Annotated in this window: 16 protein-coding genes; 7 read left to right on the top strand and 9 right to left on the bottom strand. The window is 43.9% G+C overall.

The window, feature by feature from the left end; genetic code table 11:
• Window positions 1–139: 139 nt before the first annotated feature.
• On the bottom strand, window positions 140–1,378 hold the full coding sequence (locus tag AACV78_RS18065; protein ID WP_194011753.1) for a glycosyltransferase family 2 protein: 1,239 nt from the start codon (window positions 1,376–1,378) through the stop codon (window positions 140–142).
• A 768-nt stretch (window positions 1,379–2,146) separates the two neighbouring features.
• On the opposite strand from AACV78_RS18065, the gene AACV78_RS18060 reads away from it, so the two are divergent.
• Complete coding sequence (locus AACV78_RS18060) at window positions 2,147–4,669, top strand: serine/threonine-protein kinase (RefSeq protein WP_194011754.1); 2,523 nt, start codon at window positions 2,147–2,149, stop codon at window positions 4,667–4,669.
• 1 nt (window position 4,670) lies between these two features.
• Window positions 4,671–4,898 (top strand): hypothetical protein, encoded by a 228-nt coding sequence (locus tag AACV78_RS18055; RefSeq protein WP_194011755.1) that lies wholly within the window; start codon window positions 4,671–4,673, stop codon window positions 4,896–4,898.
• Between the two features lie 43 nt (window positions 4,899–4,941).
• Here the strand turns inward: AACV78_RS18055 and AACV78_RS18050 are convergent, their stop codons facing one another.
• Window positions 4,942–6,426: a hypothetical protein gene (locus AACV78_RS18050; RefSeq protein WP_228042327.1), complete on the bottom strand. Its 1,485-nt coding sequence runs from the start codon at window positions 6,424–6,426 to the stop codon at window positions 4,942–4,944.
• A 120-nt stretch (window positions 6,427–6,546) separates the two neighbouring features.
• Here AACV78_RS18050 and AACV78_RS18045 point away from each other — a divergent pair, with 120 nt between their 5' ends.
• A complete protein-coding gene (locus AACV78_RS18045; protein ID WP_194011756.1) occupies window positions 6,547–7,569 on the top strand; it encodes a hypothetical protein in 1,023 nt (340 codons plus the stop codon).
• Window positions 7,570–7,711: 142 nt separating this feature from the next.
• Here AACV78_RS18045 and AACV78_RS18040 read toward each other — a convergent pair whose 3' ends face one another.
• Window positions 7,712–8,035, bottom strand: a complete 324-nt coding sequence (locus tag AACV78_RS18040; RefSeq protein WP_194011757.1) for a TMEM14 family protein — start codon at window positions 8,033–8,035, stop codon at window positions 7,712–7,714.
• A gap of 126 nt (window positions 8,036–8,161) precedes the next feature.
• On the opposite strand from AACV78_RS18040, the gene AACV78_RS18035 reads away from it, so the two are divergent.
• The 3 genes from AACV78_RS18035 (at window position 8,162) to AACV78_RS18025 (ending at window position 10,749) form a co-directional block, all read left to right on the top strand.
• On the top strand, window positions 8,162–9,466 hold the full coding sequence (locus AACV78_RS18035; protein ID WP_194011758.1) for an ATP-binding protein: 1,305 nt from the start codon (window positions 8,162–8,164) through the stop codon (window positions 9,464–9,466).
• Window positions 9,467–9,703: 237 nt separating this feature from the next.
• On the top strand, window positions 9,704–10,150 hold the full coding sequence (locus AACV78_RS18030) for a tellurite resistance TerB family protein (protein ID WP_194011772.1): 447 nt from the start codon (window positions 9,704–9,706) through the stop codon (window positions 10,148–10,150).
• A 185-nt stretch (window positions 10,151–10,335) separates the two neighbouring features.
• Entirely contained in the window at window positions 10,336–10,749 is a 414-nt protein-coding gene (locus AACV78_RS18025) for an acyl-CoA thioesterase (RefSeq protein WP_194011759.1), read from the top strand.
• Window positions 10,750–10,893: 144 nt separating this feature from the next.
• On the opposite strand, the gene AACV78_RS18020 is transcribed toward AACV78_RS18025, so the two are convergent.
• Window positions 10,894–11,082, bottom strand: a complete 189-nt coding sequence (locus AACV78_RS18020; RefSeq protein ID WP_194011760.1) for a hypothetical protein — start codon at window positions 11,080–11,082, stop codon at window positions 10,894–10,896.
• On the opposite strand from AACV78_RS18020, the gene AACV78_RS18015 reads away from it, so the two are divergent.
• Window positions 11,014–11,985: a putative 2-dehydropantoate 2-reductase gene (locus tag AACV78_RS18015; RefSeq protein ID WP_194011761.1), complete on the top strand. Its 972-nt coding sequence runs from the start codon at window positions 11,014–11,016 to the stop codon at window positions 11,983–11,985. The genes AACV78_RS18020 and AACV78_RS18015 overlap by 69 nt on opposite strands.
• A gap of 132 nt (window positions 11,986–12,117) precedes the next feature.
• On the opposite strand, the gene AACV78_RS18010 is transcribed toward AACV78_RS18015, so the two are convergent.
• From AACV78_RS18010 to AACV78_RS17990, 5 genes are all read right to left on the bottom strand, one after another.
• The gene (locus AACV78_RS18010; RefSeq protein WP_194011762.1) at window positions 12,118–13,647 is read right to left on the bottom strand and encodes a 2-succinylbenzoate--CoA ligase; all 1,530 of its coding nucleotides are present in this window, start codon (window positions 13,645–13,647) and stop codon (window positions 12,118–12,120) included.
• Between the two features lie 123 nt (window positions 13,648–13,770).
• A complete protein-coding gene (locus AACV78_RS18005; RefSeq protein WP_194011763.1) occupies window positions 13,771–14,775 on the bottom strand; it encodes an o-succinylbenzoate synthase in 1,005 nt (334 codons plus the stop codon).
• An 11-nt stretch (window positions 14,776–14,786) separates the two neighbouring features.
• Window positions 14,787–15,587, bottom strand: coding sequence for a 2-succinyl-6-hydroxy-2,4-cyclohexadiene-1-carboxylate synthase (gene menH, locus AACV78_RS18000; RefSeq protein ID WP_194011764.1), 801 nt, complete (start codon window positions 15,585–15,587; stop codon window positions 14,787–14,789).
• 30 nt (window positions 15,588–15,617) lie between these two features.
• On the bottom strand, window positions 15,618–16,028 hold the full coding sequence (locus tag AACV78_RS17995) for a retropepsin-like aspartic protease family protein (RefSeq protein WP_194011765.1): 411 nt from the start codon (window positions 16,026–16,028) through the stop codon (window positions 15,618–15,620).
• A gap of 5 nt (window positions 16,029–16,033) precedes the next feature.
• The gene (locus AACV78_RS17990; protein ID WP_194011766.1) at window positions 16,034–16,279 is read right to left on the bottom strand and encodes a hypothetical protein; all 246 of its coding nucleotides are present in this window, start codon (window positions 16,277–16,279) and stop codon (window positions 16,034–16,036) included.
• Between the last annotated feature and the right edge of the window lie 107 nt (window positions 16,280–16,386).

The following is a 16,386-nucleotide window of genomic DNA, read 5'->3' as shown; positions in this document are numbered from 1 at the left end:
CCCGCGACTTCGGGGGGGCTAGAACTTCATACATAGCAAATCTTTAGAAAAATGGTATCATTCTGAGAGTTTTCCGGCACGATCGCAAATCTCGAATTTAACGCACCCTACTAATTTTTGTCAGCTCAAAAATCGGGGATTAATTGTTGATTTGCAAAGCTCTCCCGCGCCAAGTCCATCCCCAACCGGTTTCTGTTTTGATGGCGGAACCGATCGCAATTGCGGCAATTAACGTACCTCCCAAACCTCCCAACCACCAGTATTTCGTCGAACACTCGGAAATTTCGGCACCCAAGCGGCGCAAAGTGTAATGAGACCAAATTACGATTGCCGATAAACAAATAGTTAACAAGGTAATTGGTAATTGGTAATTCGTAATTGGTAATTGGTGGTTGGTAATTAGGTTAGCAATTTCGCCGTTAACCAGCAAAATACCTAATGCCAACCAGGGCATCGGATAAAGAAAAAACATTATGGCGGCCATGTAAACCATCATGCCCCAATTGCGGTTAGCGCCGAGATACAAATTCTTTGTCCAGCCTTCCCACAAGGCGCTCCAAGACCGATACATCCGCACAGATGCCAAATTTGCCCCGGAATAAAGTCCGAGCTTTAAACTCGCACGTTTGATGCGTCTGGCTAATTCCACATCTTCGACAATTTCGCCGGCAACGGCTTCGTGTCCGCCGATTTTTTCGTAGGCCGATCGCCTAAATAGCATAAATGGGCCGCCGGCAAAAGCACTGTCTGTTTTTGCAGGATCGTTAACAGCGGTAAAATCGAAGCAAACTGCTAAATGATTGAACATTAACGGCTGTACCAACCATTCGGCAAAACACTCGCAAACCAGGGCTGGCATACAGGTAAACAAGTCTATTTTCTCTGTTTCTGCTGTGGCAATTGCGGTTTCGATCGCCCCTGGTTTGAGCCGCACGTCGGCATCGATAAATAATAGGAAGTCTCCGGTTGCTTCCTGGAAAGCTTGGGCGCAGGCCCAGTTTTTGCCGGCCCAATATTGGTTGGTAGGTCGCGGCTGACCTGCTAATATTTTAAGGCGGGGGTCGTTGAGTTCCTGTTGTAGGGTTTGGGCGATCGACTTAGTGTCGTCTGTCGATCGATCGTCTGCAATCAAAACCTCTAGGTTGTCCTCCGTCAGCGCTGTACTCTCCAAAATGGCGATCGCGCAATCCCGAATATTCTCAGCTTCGTTGTATGCTGGTACGATTACCGAAACTTTGGGGAAGAGCACGGTAGAGGGCTGTAACTGCTGAGCCGAACTGCTGTCAGTGCGAGGCGCATTTTGCACCGATCGGCGCAAATTCTTAGTGTAAGCTCTACTTACAATCAGAGAAAAAATTAACAGGGTTAACAATATCAAAGCGAACTGACCTCAAAATTTCGGTGCACAGTTTGTCTCCTTAAATATTAAAAAATATTAAAACAAAAAGCTAGTCGATCGCCCGGAAAGTTATTTTAGCGACCTCCTTTGCTATAATTTGTGAGCATCTTTGGCTTCGCCCGCAGCAAGGGGTCTTACCCCTCACCCGGTCAGCGACCTAAAAGCCGAGGATAAATATCAGTCAAGAGAGGATATGGCAATGGGCGAATTTCTGACAGTCGATGTGTTGGCGGACACGATAGCGATACTCGGTGCGTTGGGTTTTTTCTTTTTAGGATATCAAGCTTTGCAGATGTTAAAAAGATAAAGTATAGCCTTTCTGTGCTCTCATAGGAGGTACTATCGGGGATCGGGCATAGGGCATAGGCCAAACAGGGCATAGGCCAAACAGGGCATAGGCAAAACCGGGCATACCTCACCACGCGATCGAACCGCTATATTAGGCAATTTACCATTCGGCGAGCAGTTGCGGTGGAATACAGTTAAATGCTGGTCGGGTGGGCATCTGGCTCGCCAAAAATCTGCAATTTAAATGTAAAATAACTGACGGGTCAAAAAACCGAAGCCCCCGACGCTATGAGTTTGGAAAGCCAACAATTTTAGACTTTTGTTCGAGTTTCCAGATGAATCTGTGAAGTAAATCTCAAATCTCAAATCTCAAATCGACGGACTTACTTACAACTCAAAACTACCGACTGTGAAACTGTTTCTTGCGAAAATCAACCAAAAAAAGGCTGCGTTATAATCATGGTGAGCCAACTTTTAGATGGACGCTATCAAATCATTGAAGTCATAGAAACAGGAGAATTTGGACAAACCTATCTAGCCAAAGATATTCGCCGTCCCGGTGAACCGCAGTGCTTTGTCAAACACCTGCGTCCGGGTACCAAAGAACCGAAATTAATTAATACTACGCGCCGTCTTTTCCAAAAAGAAGCAGAAGTTCTAGAAAAGCTCGGTCAACACGATCAAATTCCTCAGCTATTTGCTTATTTTGAAGAAAGTGAAGAATTTTTCTTAGTTGAATCTTTTATTCCCGGTCACTCGCTATCAACGGAGATTGTACCGGGGAAGCCTTTAGCAGAAGAAAAGCTAATTCCTTTGCTGAAAGAACTGTTAGAAATTTTAGTGTTTGTACACGGACAGGGAGTAATTCACCGAGATATTAAACCGGCTAATTTAATCCGCCGCTATTCTGACAATAAGTTAGTTTTGATCGACTTTGGCTCGGTGAAAGAAATTCACATTGCTCAAAGACAAGCGCCGGTAACTGTGCGGATTGGCACGCTGGAATATATGCCGATCGAGCAATTTCAATACAACCCCCAACTCAACAGCGATATCTACGCCTTGGGAATGATTGGTATCCAAGCAATGACGGGTTTGCCGGCTTACGATTTGCCGAAACTGCGGGATTTGAAAAATTCTAATAAAGGCGAAATTGTTTGGCGGCATTTAGCAGTGTGTTCCCAAGCGCTGGCCGATGTTTTGGACAATATGGTGCGCTACGATTATCGGGAACGCTACCAGTCGGCGGCGGAAGCTTTAGCGGATTTGAGGAAAATTGGCGATCGATCGCGCGCGCGGATTCCCAAGCTGACAATCTATCGCGAAGAAGTCGATCGGCGCAGCAGCAGTAGGGGTGACATTACAGTTGTCGGGCGGAGAATATTAGAAGAATTGCGCGTCAGTTTGGAATTGCTACCAGAAGAAGCAGAGGCGATCGAAGATGAGGTATTGAACCCTTACCGCAAATACAGGCAAAAAGGCGAACGCTACGAACAATCGCTGCAAGAAGCAATGCAGCAAGAATATCCCTTTTCTATGGAAACTCGCGACGAGTTAAAGCGCTTGCAGCAAGTTTTAGGGCTGACTGACGAAGATGCCGCGAGAATCGAAGAATTAGTCGTTCCTAAATCTTTATTCGCTAAATTGTACAAGGCGATCGCCACAGTGTTGGACGGACACCGCAACCCCAACCCGAAAACAGAATTGCAGCCAACTCTGGCGGTATCCCCGGAGGTGGATCTGAACGGAAAAACCGATTTGTCGTTAGCGCAGCCCGCCCCTACGGGGGCTACGCCAACGGAGAGGATCGCGACTCCCCCAGCAATTGTCCCCAAAGAACCTCGCAAATTCAATCCTTATCTCGCCGGAGCAACCATTGCAGCACTCTTAGCGGCGATCGGCGGAATTTACGGATATCTCAAATGGCAAGAAGGGGAGCAAGGATTGCAACAAGAAGCCCAACAGTTCAATCAAATTGAATCTCTCTATAAAGCCAGCAATTATGAAGGCTGCATCAACCAAATCCCCACAATTCCCAACACCAACAGCAGCTATGATTCCGCCCAAAAGTTACAGCAACAGTGCCAAGCAGGCCTGCGCTGGAAAAACGCCAAAGTAAAAAACTTTGCCCAGCATTCAGATGCCGTCGGGGCAGTTGCTTTCAGTCCAGACGGGTTAATGTTAGCCAGCGGTTCAAAAGACAAAACCGTCCAAATTTGGGATTTAGCTACAGGCAAATCGATCCGCACTTTCGCCGGAGATTCATCCACCATTTGGTCGGTTGCTTTCGACTCAAGCGGTACAAAACTTGCGACAGGAACAGGTTTTTGGAGAGTCATGCTCTGGGATTTGAAAACAGGAGAAGGAACGCGCCTTCTCGATCACACAGCTTCTGTTTGGTCAGTCGCTTTCAGCCCCGACGACAAGCTGATTGCTAGCGGCAGCGGAGACAAAACCACGAAAATTTCGGATGCAGTAACTGGTAGTTTGATCTATAATTTGCCAGACCATACAGATTTTGTTTATTCTGTGGCTTTCACTCCCGACGGCAAAAGTTTAGTTAGCGGTTCTAAGGACAAAAAAATTACAATTGTTGATGTAGCAACGGGCAACTTGATCAAAACTCTTGAGGGACACGGCGACCAAGTGAGGTCAGTTGCTGTCAGCCCGGACGGCAAAACCATTGTGAGCGGTTCCTACGATGAAACTATTAAAATTTGGGATATCGAAACAGGAGATTTAATTCGGTCGATTAAAGGACATTCTGACGATGTTGTCTCGGTGGCTATCAGCCCGGACGGCCAGTTTATTGCCAGCGGCAGCAAGGATAAAACTATTAAAATTTGGGACTTTGCTACCGGAGAATTGCTGAATACTTTGACCGGACATACTGATGAGGTTTATGTAGTGGCTTTTAGTCCCGACGGCAAAACTATTGCTAGCGGTTCTAAAGACAATACTATTAAGTTGTGGCTCAGGTAATTTGAAGGAAGAGGGAAGAAGGAACAAGGAAGAAGGAAGAAGGAAGAAGGAAGAAGGAAGAGGGAAGAAGGAAGAGGGAAGACGGAAGAAGGAAGAGGGGATCATCTCATTCTACTCGTTACCAGGCTCTGGCCTGGTAATGCAGATCTGGAGGCTCTGCCTCTATTTTTTCAAGGGAAGCACAGCCTCTATATCTCAGTTCCCAGGCTGGAGTCTGGGAACCAGTTAAACAGATAATTGCGCTAGCGCTGCTACGACGGATCGCCTCTCATTTAATTGCAGTAATTAAGCTCGTTTTCTAATGATTTGGGAAAGTGCCAAGCAGGTGTTTCTACTTCCTCCTCACTTGGATGATTTTCAGTTGAGTCCTCTCGCACTTTAAAAAAGTAGTAGAGGTTCGCCACAGTTAAATCAGATATTTCTTGCAAGTTCGAGCCAGCTAAAGCTTGATAGCCAGTGGCGATCGCCCGCTGGCTGACATACAATTCGTATCCCCGGCGGATTTCTGGCTTCACAGCGAAGGCTAATTGGTCGCGCAAGGATAGGAAGTGAGACTTTTGCTTTAAATTATCATAAACTGCGGGTTCCGCAGCTAATGCCGCGAATGCAGTGTGTACGTAGGTTTTTAAATCATCACCGCTGAGTCGATCTAAACTAGCTAACTGGTGCTGCTCTTTGGGAGACAAAGTTTGCATCCAATCAACCTCATTTTGCCAAAATTCTATTACACTTAAATCGTGACCCAAAATCCTAGTAACTTCGGGAAATAAAAAATTTAGTTCTGATTCCGATTGACATCCTTTAACAACAGTTAGAAGGTCTAGACGAATTTTTGATTGCAGTCCTAGGAGGCGATCGCTCGCCCTATCGTAAGCCCGCTGCAATTCAAACGTGATGGCGATCGCCTGTTCGATCGCCCAAACACATTCCATTTGCCGGATCTGTCCGGCAGAAGACAGCCCCTCCAACAAACTGGGACGCTCATAAATATTTAAAGCCTCAAACAGCATATCCCGCCCGCTACTAATTTCGGAATTCCGAAGTTTAATATCGGGCAATGTCAAAGCAGACTGACAGCGTTTGACAGCCTTAGAAAAAATATCATAACCGTTAACCAGTTTCTGACGGTGCATTGCAAAATTAGAGTCGTGAGCCACCTGAAAAATCTGCTGGATCACCTCAACTCCCCGCTCCTTGAGGATGTGTCTGAGATCGATAAATCCGTCTTTAATTTTTAACTTTTGGTGCTTTGCCTCTTCTCTAATTTTTAATACTTGGTCGAAGTTTACTGCTGACAAAACCGTATTTGAGACAGCCCCAAGACCAATCACAGCAACAGTTGCTTGCATCACCGCCAAATTAATTTTTAGACAGTTAAGCATTCTGTATATTTTTTGAAACCCCTGATGAGTTTGAGCAAGCTGCAACGGTGCCACAGTCACGTACACGGGAGCTACCAGCGGCTGCACGGGCCCGCCTCCGGCTAACTGTGCGAGCAATCCTAAAACTCCGCGATCGGATAGAGTTGCAGTTGTTGATGGATAAAAAACTTTGGCAATCTCGACAAACTCCCCCGTCACCGGATCTCTAGCTGCGGGGAGCAATTTTCCTGTTTTGGCAGCAGGCTGTATCAGGCCGCCAGTTTTGAGTCGATCCTGAGTTTCAGGGGTGAACAGATAATCCATATTGTGACACCAGTTTAAAAAAAGAATACAACTGATGAAGCCCGTGTTCCAAACCGTTAGGTCATCTGTCATTCCCCATTTCCAATTCTAAAATCTAAAATATAAAATCTAAAATGGTGTGACTCAGTTTGTATTCAAAAAAGCAGATGTTCTGTATTGTATGCTATTTAGGGAAATGAGGAAAAAAAGGAAATGAATGAATATCTCAAGGTATTTCAGGCTATTACTCAGTTTAGCGATCGATTGTTGGCCGACGAATATAAATCCGTGGAAATTAAACAGTCAGCTACCCACCTCAACTTAGATGTGGAACACTGCGTTGACGAAATGAAGCAGTCTGCCCTCAGACTTAAGAAGTTACTTGAAGTATGTTTCAAAGACATATCTCAGGCGGAAGATGTCTGGAATAGCAAGCCGAGAATTGCTGAAGCATCTCCTGTTGAGGTGTGGGAGCAAATTGGCGAACTAAGCGGATGCGATGTGAGAATTCGCAGTTTAGGAAAACAGGGCAAATATGATGCTGTTGTTAAAGCTCGCAAAGCGTGGAGCGACAAAACTACTAAGTTAAAAAATCAGTGGTTTTTGTGGGACAAAAATTATCAAGTGTTTCAAAGAGATACTATCGGTTTTTTTGAACAAGATAATTTGCACAAAGAGTTGCGGAGTGAAGTCAATTACCAGGCGGAACGAGTGGTTTTGATTGTCGAAAATGAACTTAATTTAATTTTTAAAGAATTACAGTCGATTGATATCGAAAACATTGAATCTTGTATAGAATGCTTCGACCTCCACAGTCAATTGAGATTTAGAGAGCGACTGCAATCAATAGGCGGCGAGATTGTGTCGAAGTTTACAGAACCTCTGAAATATTTACCGGAGTCTTATGCAAAAACTTTTAAAGAAACGCTGAAAGAGCCTGTAGAAACTCTGGTTCATAAAAGTAAATTGGGAATCAGTTTGAGCGATTTTGAAGAGTCTTGTAAGGTAATTGGATCGCTCGTAGATGATTTGATCTTAGAAATTTTTGAGGAGCGCGTGAAACTGGCAATTCACACAGTTGAAAAAACGATAATGTTCTACAATAATTTTTTAGAAAAGCAGGCTCGGTACCAGCAAGAAACAGTCCAAGAGCGAGTGGCGGAAAAAGATTGGATGGAATATCAGCGGCAGCAACTCAAGAAAATTGATCAGTATATTGAAGCAGTTATTGGTTAGTGGTTATTGGTTATTGGTTGGTAGTTATTGGTTAGTAGTTATTGGTTGGTGGTTAGTAGTTATTGGTTATTGGTAATTAGAACGAACAACTAATAATTAACAAATAACCACTAACAACAGTCAACAGTCAACAGTCAACAGATTATTGATATTGACCGCCGATTTCGTAAACGATCGCGCCTAAAGATGCCAAACTAGCTAAAATCAGCATTCCAGCGGGCATGAACTTGCGAGTTTTGACCAGCCGTAAAATAAAGACTACTACTAAAACAGCAGAGATGGCTGCTGCTAATGTTAAACCCCAACTTTGTCCCATGAGTTGTGCGGTGCCGGCAAAAATGAGCAGCGAACCGCTAATCAGGCCGGAAATCAGTGAGGCTTGGCTTTTGGCCTTGATGTAACCTATGATGCCGCCAATCAGTGTCAAAACGCCGTAGCCGATCGCCGCTGTTGTACCTAAATTCATTTTTAATCCTCACAATTTTACTCTTTGCATCTAAGTTTATACAGCGAGACCTGCTATTTCGGTCACAAATTGTTAGAAAATTTATTAAACCCAGTCAAGATATCTAACTGTTATACAATTGCCCTTATGTCAGCCCTAACCTCTGGTGCGATCGCCCAAATCCGTTACCTCCAACGCCAAGCAGCATCCCTGCTGCTGTATCAATCAGTCCTCACAAGCCCCACAGCTCAAGCCTTTCTCGACTTGCTGCAAGCTCTCCACCACAGCGAAATCAGCGGTTTAGACTGTCAGGTGGCTTACGGTAACTGGTTCAAAGTTCAGGCCGCTCAAAATCTGAGTTGGAAAGATGCTCTGATTTGGGAAATTCTCAAAGACGAAAATCCCTTTTCTCGCAAGGCTCAACAAACAGATTTTGCGAGTTTGCCACCAGCTTTGGTAGAAGCCGCCCGACACGATTTACAAGTGCTGCAAAATATTTACGAATGCAGCAGCGAACAGTTGAGCAAGTGGGTGCGGGTAGCGGGTCAACTTGACGTAGTGCCTCCGATTTGGCATTCCGAAACTGTAGCAGAACCGGGCGATAAACCCCTGTACGGACAACTGGAAAAATGGTCTGGTGCTGCGGAATCTTTGGCAGAATATTACCGAAAGTTTGGTACTGGTTTGTTTGCCGAATATCGCGCTTTTAGCTGGCGTTCCGGGCAGTTGGCGGGTATTTCGCATCCCGATCGCGTAAATTTGAAAGAGTTGGTTTGCTGCGATTGGCAGCGCGATGCTCTGGTGAAAAATACGGAGTTTTTGCTGGCGGGTTATCCCGCTTTGCACGTCTTGCTCTACGGGAGTCGCGGTTCTGGTAAGTCTTCTTTGGTGAAGTCGCTGCTAAATGAATTTGGATCTCGCAATTTACGGTTGATTGAAGTATCTAAATCTGATTTGCAAGATTTGCCGCTAATTGTTGACAAGTTGCGGGGAGTTCCTCAAAAGTTTATTATCTTTGTCGATGACCTTTCTTTTGAGGAAGATGATGATGCTTTTAAATCCTTGAAAGTGGTTTTAGAAGGAAATGTCACCGCGCGTTCTCAAAATGTGGTAGTTTATGCCACATCTAACCGCAGGCATTTAATTCGAGAGTTTTTTGATGACAGGCCTCGCCCCCGCGACGGAGATGAAATTCACGCTTGGGATACGGTGCAGGAAAAACTCTCATTTAGCGATCGCTTTGGCTTGACTTTAACTTTTGAACCGGCGGATCAAAACACTTATTTAAGTATTGTCCGACATCTGGCAAAACTTGCTGGAATTCAGCTCGCTGCTGAAGATTTGGAGCACCGGGCTAAGGAATGGGCAACTCGTCGCAACGGGCGATCGGGCAGGAGTGCGCGGCAGTTTGTTGATTTCCTGAAAGCAGATTTAGCGCTGTTTGACAAGTAGATCGTCTGTACTCGAAGGGCGGGTTGTTGCTGAGATATACGAGGCAATTCAGGCTCTGAATCAACCCGCCCGACGAGCGCCGCCTGGTGAAATTAAAAATCTTAATTTTTTCATAATTTTCTTGATAATAAATAACTGACAAAATTTGATATGATTGGCTAAACTTCCGCAAAAAGCTCCAGAGTCCGAACCCGTCGGGACTCCATGAATCCACCACTAAATAATGAGGAAAATCTCATGGGTTTATTTGACAAAATATCGCAGACTCGCCAACAAACGGACGTAACGTTAGGGCCTGCCGAAGCATTTGCGGCGATCGCCCTAATTGCTGTAGCAGCCGACGGTTACATCAATGACAGCGAAAGTAAAGCGATTAGCATGACGCTATCTCGGATGCAACTGTTCCGCAGCTATCCCGATGACGTGATGAGAAAAATGCTCGAAAGGCTGCTGATGATCCTGCAACGACAAGGAGTCGAGGTACTGTTTAATGCGGCTTTGGTAACACTTCCCGACGAACTTAAAGAAACAGTTTTTGCTGTAACAACTGACATCGCTTTAGCAGATGGCGAAGTGTCGGAAGAAGAAGAACAACTGTTAAACGCTCTTTACAGTTCCTTGGGGCTTTCCGAAGAAACTGCGCTCAAGATTATAGACGTGATGTTGATTAAGAACAAAGGTTAAGAAAGAAGGAAAAAATCAAAAACTTAGGAGTTTTGACTTAAATAATCCGGGACGCATCCTGACTTGAAAAACCCGGTTTCTTCGTATATTTTTCGTAGAAACCGGGTTGCGACCGGCCCTGGTTAAGTTTTGTTCAAAAAAGACAAGATTTTTTCATCAAAACTCACAACTCAAAACAGCTTGAAATGCCTTTCACTTACAACCGCACTGTTCGCTTCCAAGATACCGATGCTGCTGGAGTCGTTTACTTTGCCAACGTTTTGGCGATGTGCCACGAAGCTTACGAGGCATCTCTAGCAGCATCGGGAATCAATCTCAAAGCGTTTTTTAGCAATCGGGAGGCAGCTTTGCCCGTAATTCATGCTACTGTAGATTTTTATCGCCCTATGTTTGCGGGCGATCGGCTGATAATTCAACTAACGCCCAAACAAGTTGCTGGCGATGAATTTGAAATTGCCTATCAAGTATTTTCTGGGGAAGTTGCAGGAAAAAGCGCGGCCAAAGCTCTTACTAAGCACGTCTGCATCGATGCAGTGACGCGAACTAGAAAACAGCTATCTGAAGACTTAATCCAGTGGTTGAGGCAATTTGAGAGTTGAGATTTTAGTTGACTTCAATATTTAAATAATAGTAGGAAATGGCAGTCAAATTTCTGTTTAGTTAAAAAGTTCTTCTGACTTGTTTATATTAAATAGTTCCACTTACTTAAACGTAAAATACAGACAAATCAAAAACGAGAAACTCTAAGCATTCTTCCTTCTTCCTTCTTTTTCCTTCTTCCTTATTCCATCCGTTACATCCCGTACATTGCTCGTTGCCGAACTTCCTTCTTCCTTCTTCCTTCTTCCTTCTTCCTTCTTCTTATGACAAATCGCAATTATGCCATCATCGGTACGGGAGCTGTAGGCGGATTCTACGGTGCCAAACTGCAAAAAGCAGGTTTAGAAGTGAATTTTTTGCTGCGTAGCGATTACCAGACCGTCAAAAAACAGGGTTTGATAATCGAGTCTCCCGAAGGCGACTTCACCCTCCCGCAAGTCCGCGCCTACCACGACGCGCGCAAAATGCCTCAGTGCGACGTAGTAATTGTAGCGCTGAAAACAACTCAAAATCACTTGTTGTCTAAAATATTGCCTCTTTTATTAAAGGATAACGGCGTTGTTTTAGTATTACAAAACGGACTAAATGCGGAACCACAAATTGCTCAAATTGTCGGTGCAGAACGAGTGATTGGCGGGCTGTGTTTTCTGTGTTCTTATAAAATTGGGCCCGGTCACGTCTCCCACCTCGATTACGGTACTATTACCTTGGGTGAATATGCCCAAGACTACAAAGCCATCGGTATTACTGACAGATTGCACCAAATTGCTGAGGATTTTCAACGGGCTGAGATTCCCATAGAAATGAGCGAAGATTTACTATTGTCAAGGTGGAAAAAGCTGGTTTGGAATATTCCTTATAACGGGCTTTCTGTGATTTTAAATGCGAGAACTGACGAACTGATGGCTAATCCCGATACTTTAATTTTGGTTGAGGAAATTATGGCGGAAGTGATAGCGGCGGCTAAAAGTTGCGATCGTATTATTCCCGATAATTTTATCCCAAATATGCTGGAATATACTCACAAAATGAAGCCTTACCGCACCAGCATGAAAATCGATTACGATGAATCGCGGCCGCTGGAAGTAGAGGCGATTTTTGGCAATCCGATACGGGTAGCTGAAAAAGCAGGTGTTAAGTTGCCACAAATAGAGGTACTTTACCGAATGTTGAAGTTTGTGGATGTTCAAAGGCAGGAAGCTGAGAGGAAGAGAAGGCTGTTAGATTTGTCGTAATTAGTCAGTTGACTGTTGACTGTTGACTGTTGACTGTTGACTGTTGACTGTTGACTATTGACTGTTATCAGGAGTCAGGAGTCAGAAATAAGCATGGAAAATTCTGCCTTCTGCATTGATTTCGCCTAATAATTATTGATATTTGAGCCCAATTTTTTGCAATTGTTCTCGATTGATTTTGCCTTGAGAATTGCGCGGCAATTGTTCGACGATTACCCAATATTTCGGTCGCTTAAACTTGCTCAACTTATCTTCTATTGCCGCTTGCAGATTTTTGACAGTAACTTCGGAATTAGCGGGAACATAAATCGCTGTCACCACTTGACCCCAATCTTTGTCAGGCAAGCCAATTACGGCTACATCGGCAACTAAATTAGTATTCTTAATTGCGGCTTCGACTTGTGCCGGAAATACGTTTTCTCCGCCGCTGATAATCTTGTCGCTGCTGCGTCCGACAATATTTAAACAGTTATTGCGATCGATAAATCCTAAATCGTCTAATTGAAAATATGGCAAATCGCCAAATTTTTCAGGATAATAACCCAAGGCTAAGGATTTAGCATTAACTGCAATATTTCCAATTTGATTGGAACACAAAATCTCACCTTGGGGACTGCGAATTGTTATTTTGGCGTGGGGTAAAACTTGACCTGAACTGTTATTTCCCGCGAGAAAATCTTCTGGTTTGAGTGTAGCAATTTGTGAAGCGGTTTCTGTCATGCCGTAACAGGGTGCTAGTTTGATTTGATGGTTTCTAGCTGTTGCTAAAAGTTCCGGCCAAGCGGGAGCACCGCCCAAAAGTACGGCACGAAACCGAGACAACCAATTAGCTGTATCTGGGTTTTGTAGCAGCCGTTGCAGTTGAGTTGGAACTAAGGAGATGAAAAATTCTTCGGGTTCAATATCGGCTTTTTCGCCGGATTCTAGTGCTTTGAACGGCTGGATTACCAGTTTACCAACCGTCGTAAACGATCGCATAAACTGCATGAAACCGCTGACGTGGTATAATGGCAAAACGCAGAACGAGTTGATTTTGTCAAGTTGAAAATATTCTTGAAAACCTTCGACTGATGCGGTTAGTGTTTCCCAAGTGTGGATGGCAAAACGGATTTTTCCCGATGAACCGCCGGTGGGAATCATGATCGTATCAAAACCGTTTTTAGTCGGCGAATGGAATGCGGGCGAATTGAATGCGGGTGAATTGAATTCGGGTGAATTGAGTTCGGGTGAATTGAATTCGGGTGAATTGAATCCCGGCGAATTGAATCCCGGCGAATTGAATTCGCGGCTATACAAACGAAGTCCGCCTTCGCGGACTGTAAGAGAGGAGAATATTTTTTTTAACTCAGCATTTTGTCCTAAAATTAGGTCTGGTTGGACTAAATCAAAGACTTGTTCCCATTCTTGTTTTACCCAGTTGGGATTGCAGAGAAAAATTGGGCATTTGGCGGCGCGGGCGCTGATGAAACCGGCAAGAAATTGCAGGGGTTCTGATTCTGCGATGCAAATTTTTGGGGGTGTTTTTTGGGCGGGATTTTTGGTAATTTGTTGAAATTGCCGATCGACTATTCGGGCAAATTCGCCGCTGTCACCACCGACAAGCCAATTATCGGGAAAGCCAGACGCGATATCTAGAATATTTGTTGTTAAATTTGCTGTCATAAATGCTTTTACCAGGTTGCTTAATTCAAAACAATTACAGGAGTTACGCACTCCGACAAAGAAACCGGGTTTTTTACCGAATTTGCCCATCAACCCGGTTTTTGAACCTCCACAATCTAAAATCTAAAATCTAAAATCTAAAATCGAATGATTGTCGTCGAACCAGCTATCGGTACCGAAGCCTAGGGCTCTATTATTTATAGACAATTCTGTTGCTAAAATTAAGGAGGCTTGTCTGCCGATTTTGGTTTCAAATACTGATGAGAAAACTGCGTCTATATTGTGCGTCTTACAAAATTTTCGGAGTTGGGATGGAGAACCGCAAATCGCAGGTTTAATGACGAAAATTCCCCGCCAACCTTGGCTGTAGCATTCTTGGATGCGATCGAGGTTGGCTGCGGATTCGTCTAGGGCGAGATCCGTTGCATAAATAGCATTCAATTCTACCATTTCCTGAAATTGGGCGATCGGCAGCGGCTGTTCCAAAAATTCAATATCTGCCGCCAAATCGGGAGTTGCTTTTACTTTGTCGCAAGCTTCCAGCCATGTTTTAGCCTGGGAATAACTGAGTCCCCCGTTGGCATCTAACCGCAAAAATACTGATTTGCGATCGCCCAAATCGTGCATTGATGCAATTAGCTGCTGAAAAATCTTTAATTCTTGTTCAATTTCAGCAACGCCAATTTTCCATTTAAACGTGCGATGTCCCTCCAACCAAAGCATTGGTAAAACCTGCAAAGCTGTTTCACCAGCAGGCAATAAACCGCTGTACTGACTTAAATCTTCGCTTTTCTCCCCCCCTTGGCAAGGGGGGGTTGGGGGGGGTGAATTTTGCTCGTTTGATAGTGCTGACTCAAAGCCAAATTGACAAGCTGGTAATTCAGGAGAAATCGCCCAAATCATCTCTGATGAAATATTAGCAGGTAACTGGTGACAAAAATCTAAAGCTTGCTCAAAAGTTTCGGAACCAAACCAACTCAAAGGAGCAATTTCTCCCCAACCAATGCGATTGTTTTCATCAATCAGTCGCAGGATAATTCCTTCTCGAATATCCCAAATGCCGTGACTTGTTCGCAGCGGGCGCTTAAATTTTCGCTGATAGGTGCGAAACTCGAATTTATATAGCATTTGTTTTGTAGTTAATCATAAAATTGTCTCACAACCGATCCAAATTGATCGATGTTTTCAAAATGGATATTGTGACCTGCTTTTGGTATAACTGCTAGATTCGCGGCCGGACACAAGCTGGCCATTTCTGCATTGATAGTTGTAAATTTTTCATCATCTTCTCCCGCTAGCAAGAGGAGGGGGATTTGATTTTGTGTTAGTTTTTCCCAAAGAGATGGTTGGTTGCCGGTTCCCAGGTTGCGGAGAGATTTGGCTAATTCTAAGGGATTGTTTGCTAAGCGGCTTTCGATGAGTTGGTCGAAGTTGGGAGATTTTTTTAAGGATTTGAATAAAGGGCGATCGTACCAGTTTAAAATAAAATCTTTAATGTTGCTATTTTCCAGTTTTTGTGCTAGTTGTAAATCGGCTTGCAGTCTGTGCGATCGCTCTTTTTCACTTTTCAAGCCCGGAGAAGCTGACTCTAACACGACTTTCTCGAATCTTTCAGGAAAATGTAATGTCATGTACAGCGCCAATCGCCCGCCCATTGAATAGCCCAACAACAAACATTTGTCTATTTGTAAATCATCTAATAAGTCTATCAAAGCTTGGGCTGTATTTGACATATTGTAGCAACTTTCGTCGCCGATTACTCTGGTTTTTCCGTGACCTGGAAGGTCAACGGCAAGACAGCAATATTTGTGAGATAGTAAGGAAATAACGCTGCTAAAATCTTGATTGTTGCCCGTGAATCCGTGCAACAATAAAATTATTTGCTGATTTTTGTTGCCAGTTAAGGAATAGTAAAATTGATAATTTTTAAATTTATCCATATACGATATTTACTATAATAATTGCCGTATTTACTGACATCTAATTTCCGCATGGCCAACAGAGATGACTGCCTGAAAACGAGTTAAGAAGTCCCTACCAACAAGACCGTCTATGCGGATATTTGGCGGTATATCGTGGGCAACTACGTCAAGATTTTCTATTACTTGACCCACGCAATTAAACCAAGATACCTTAATTACAGGAACGTAGATTCTTCCTTGACCTGTAACTAATTCTTGCCTGCGTAAAGGATTGCGCGTATCGTAACCCAGAGTTTCTAATACTTGAACAGGCAATATTGTGAAGCTAGAGCCCGTATCTACCAATAAACGCACGCGATACTCAGTAGCATCACCATTATTTCCACCAATGGTTGCTTGCACCGCGAGCAAATTTCGTCCGTGACGCAACAAGCGATAAGCTTTTTGATAATCTGGCATTTTTGTTACAACATAGCTGCTAAGTCTTCAGGGATCGGGCCGGTGTATTCTATTGCTACCGATTTTCCCTTCCTTGACAAAGCATTATTGTAAAGCAAATCGCGCTCCGGTGAGTGTGCTAAAACTTCACCTCGAATTACATTCAAATCCTCATCCAGTTCAGTGTAAGCAATTAGCACCCACTCGCTAGGATATAAGTGCATAATTTCTTCTAAACTCAATATTTTGCCGATTTCTGTTTGCGTACTCATGGTTTAATTCTCCTTTTTTACGATTCAATGTGAGGTAAGGATTGCTAAACTAAAGAAGATTTTGAGAAGTCGCCCAACTTTACCAAGTCTGCCAACTCCTTCAGCTT

It is taken from the genome of Tychonema sp. LEGE 07196 (genome assembly GCF_963890365.1).
Taxonomy (GTDB): domain Bacteria; phylum Cyanobacteriota; class Cyanobacteriia; order Cyanobacteriales; family Microcoleaceae; genus Microcoleus.
This window is presented reverse-complemented; position numbering and strand designations above follow the sequence as displayed.

Coding starts and splice junctions, on each gene's coding strand:
- AACV78_RS18060 (WP_194011754.1), top strand. CDS start 2,147: ATGGTGAGCCAACTTTTAGATGGACGCTATCAAATCATTGAAGTCATA.
- AACV78_RS18050 (WP_228042327.1), bottom strand. CDS start 6,426: ATGACAGATGACCTAACGGTTTGGAACACGGGCTTCATCAGTTGTATT.
- AACV78_RS18045 (WP_194011756.1), top strand. CDS start 6,547: ATGAATGAATATCTCAAGGTATTTCAGGCTATTACTCAGTTTAGCGAT.
- AACV78_RS18040 (WP_194011757.1), bottom strand. CDS start 8,035: ATGAATTTAGGTACAACAGCGGCGATCGGCTACGGCGTTTTGACACTG.
- AACV78_RS18035 (WP_194011758.1), top strand. CDS start 8,162: ATGTCAGCCCTAACCTCTGGTGCGATCGCCCAAATCCGTTACCTCCAA.
- AACV78_RS18030 (WP_194011772.1), top strand. CDS start 9,704: ATGGGTTTATTTGACAAAATATCGCAGACTCGCCAACAAACGGACGTA.
- AACV78_RS18025 (WP_194011759.1), top strand. CDS start 10,336: ATGCCTTTCACTTACAACCGCACTGTTCGCTTCCAAGATACCGATGCT.
- AACV78_RS18015 (WP_194011761.1), top strand. CDS start 11,014: ATGACAAATCGCAATTATGCCATCATCGGTACGGGAGCTGTAGGCGGA.
- AACV78_RS18010 (WP_194011762.1), bottom strand. CDS start 13,647: ATGACAGCAAATTTAACAACAAATATTCTAGATATCGCGTCTGGCTTT.
- AACV78_RS18005 (WP_194011763.1), bottom strand. CDS start 14,775: ATGCTATATAAATTCGAGTTTCGCACCTATCAGCGAAAATTTAAGCGC.
- menH (WP_194011764.1), bottom strand. CDS start 15,587: ATGGATAAATTTAAAAATTATCAATTTTACTATTCCTTAACTGGCAAC.
- AACV78_RS17995 (WP_194011765.1), bottom strand. CDS start 16,028: ATGCCAGATTATCAAAAAGCTTATCGCTTGTTGCGTCACGGACGAAAT.
- AACV78_RS17990 (WP_194011766.1), bottom strand. CDS start 16,279: ATGAGTACGCAAACAGAAATCGGCAAAATATTGAGTTTAGAAGAAATT.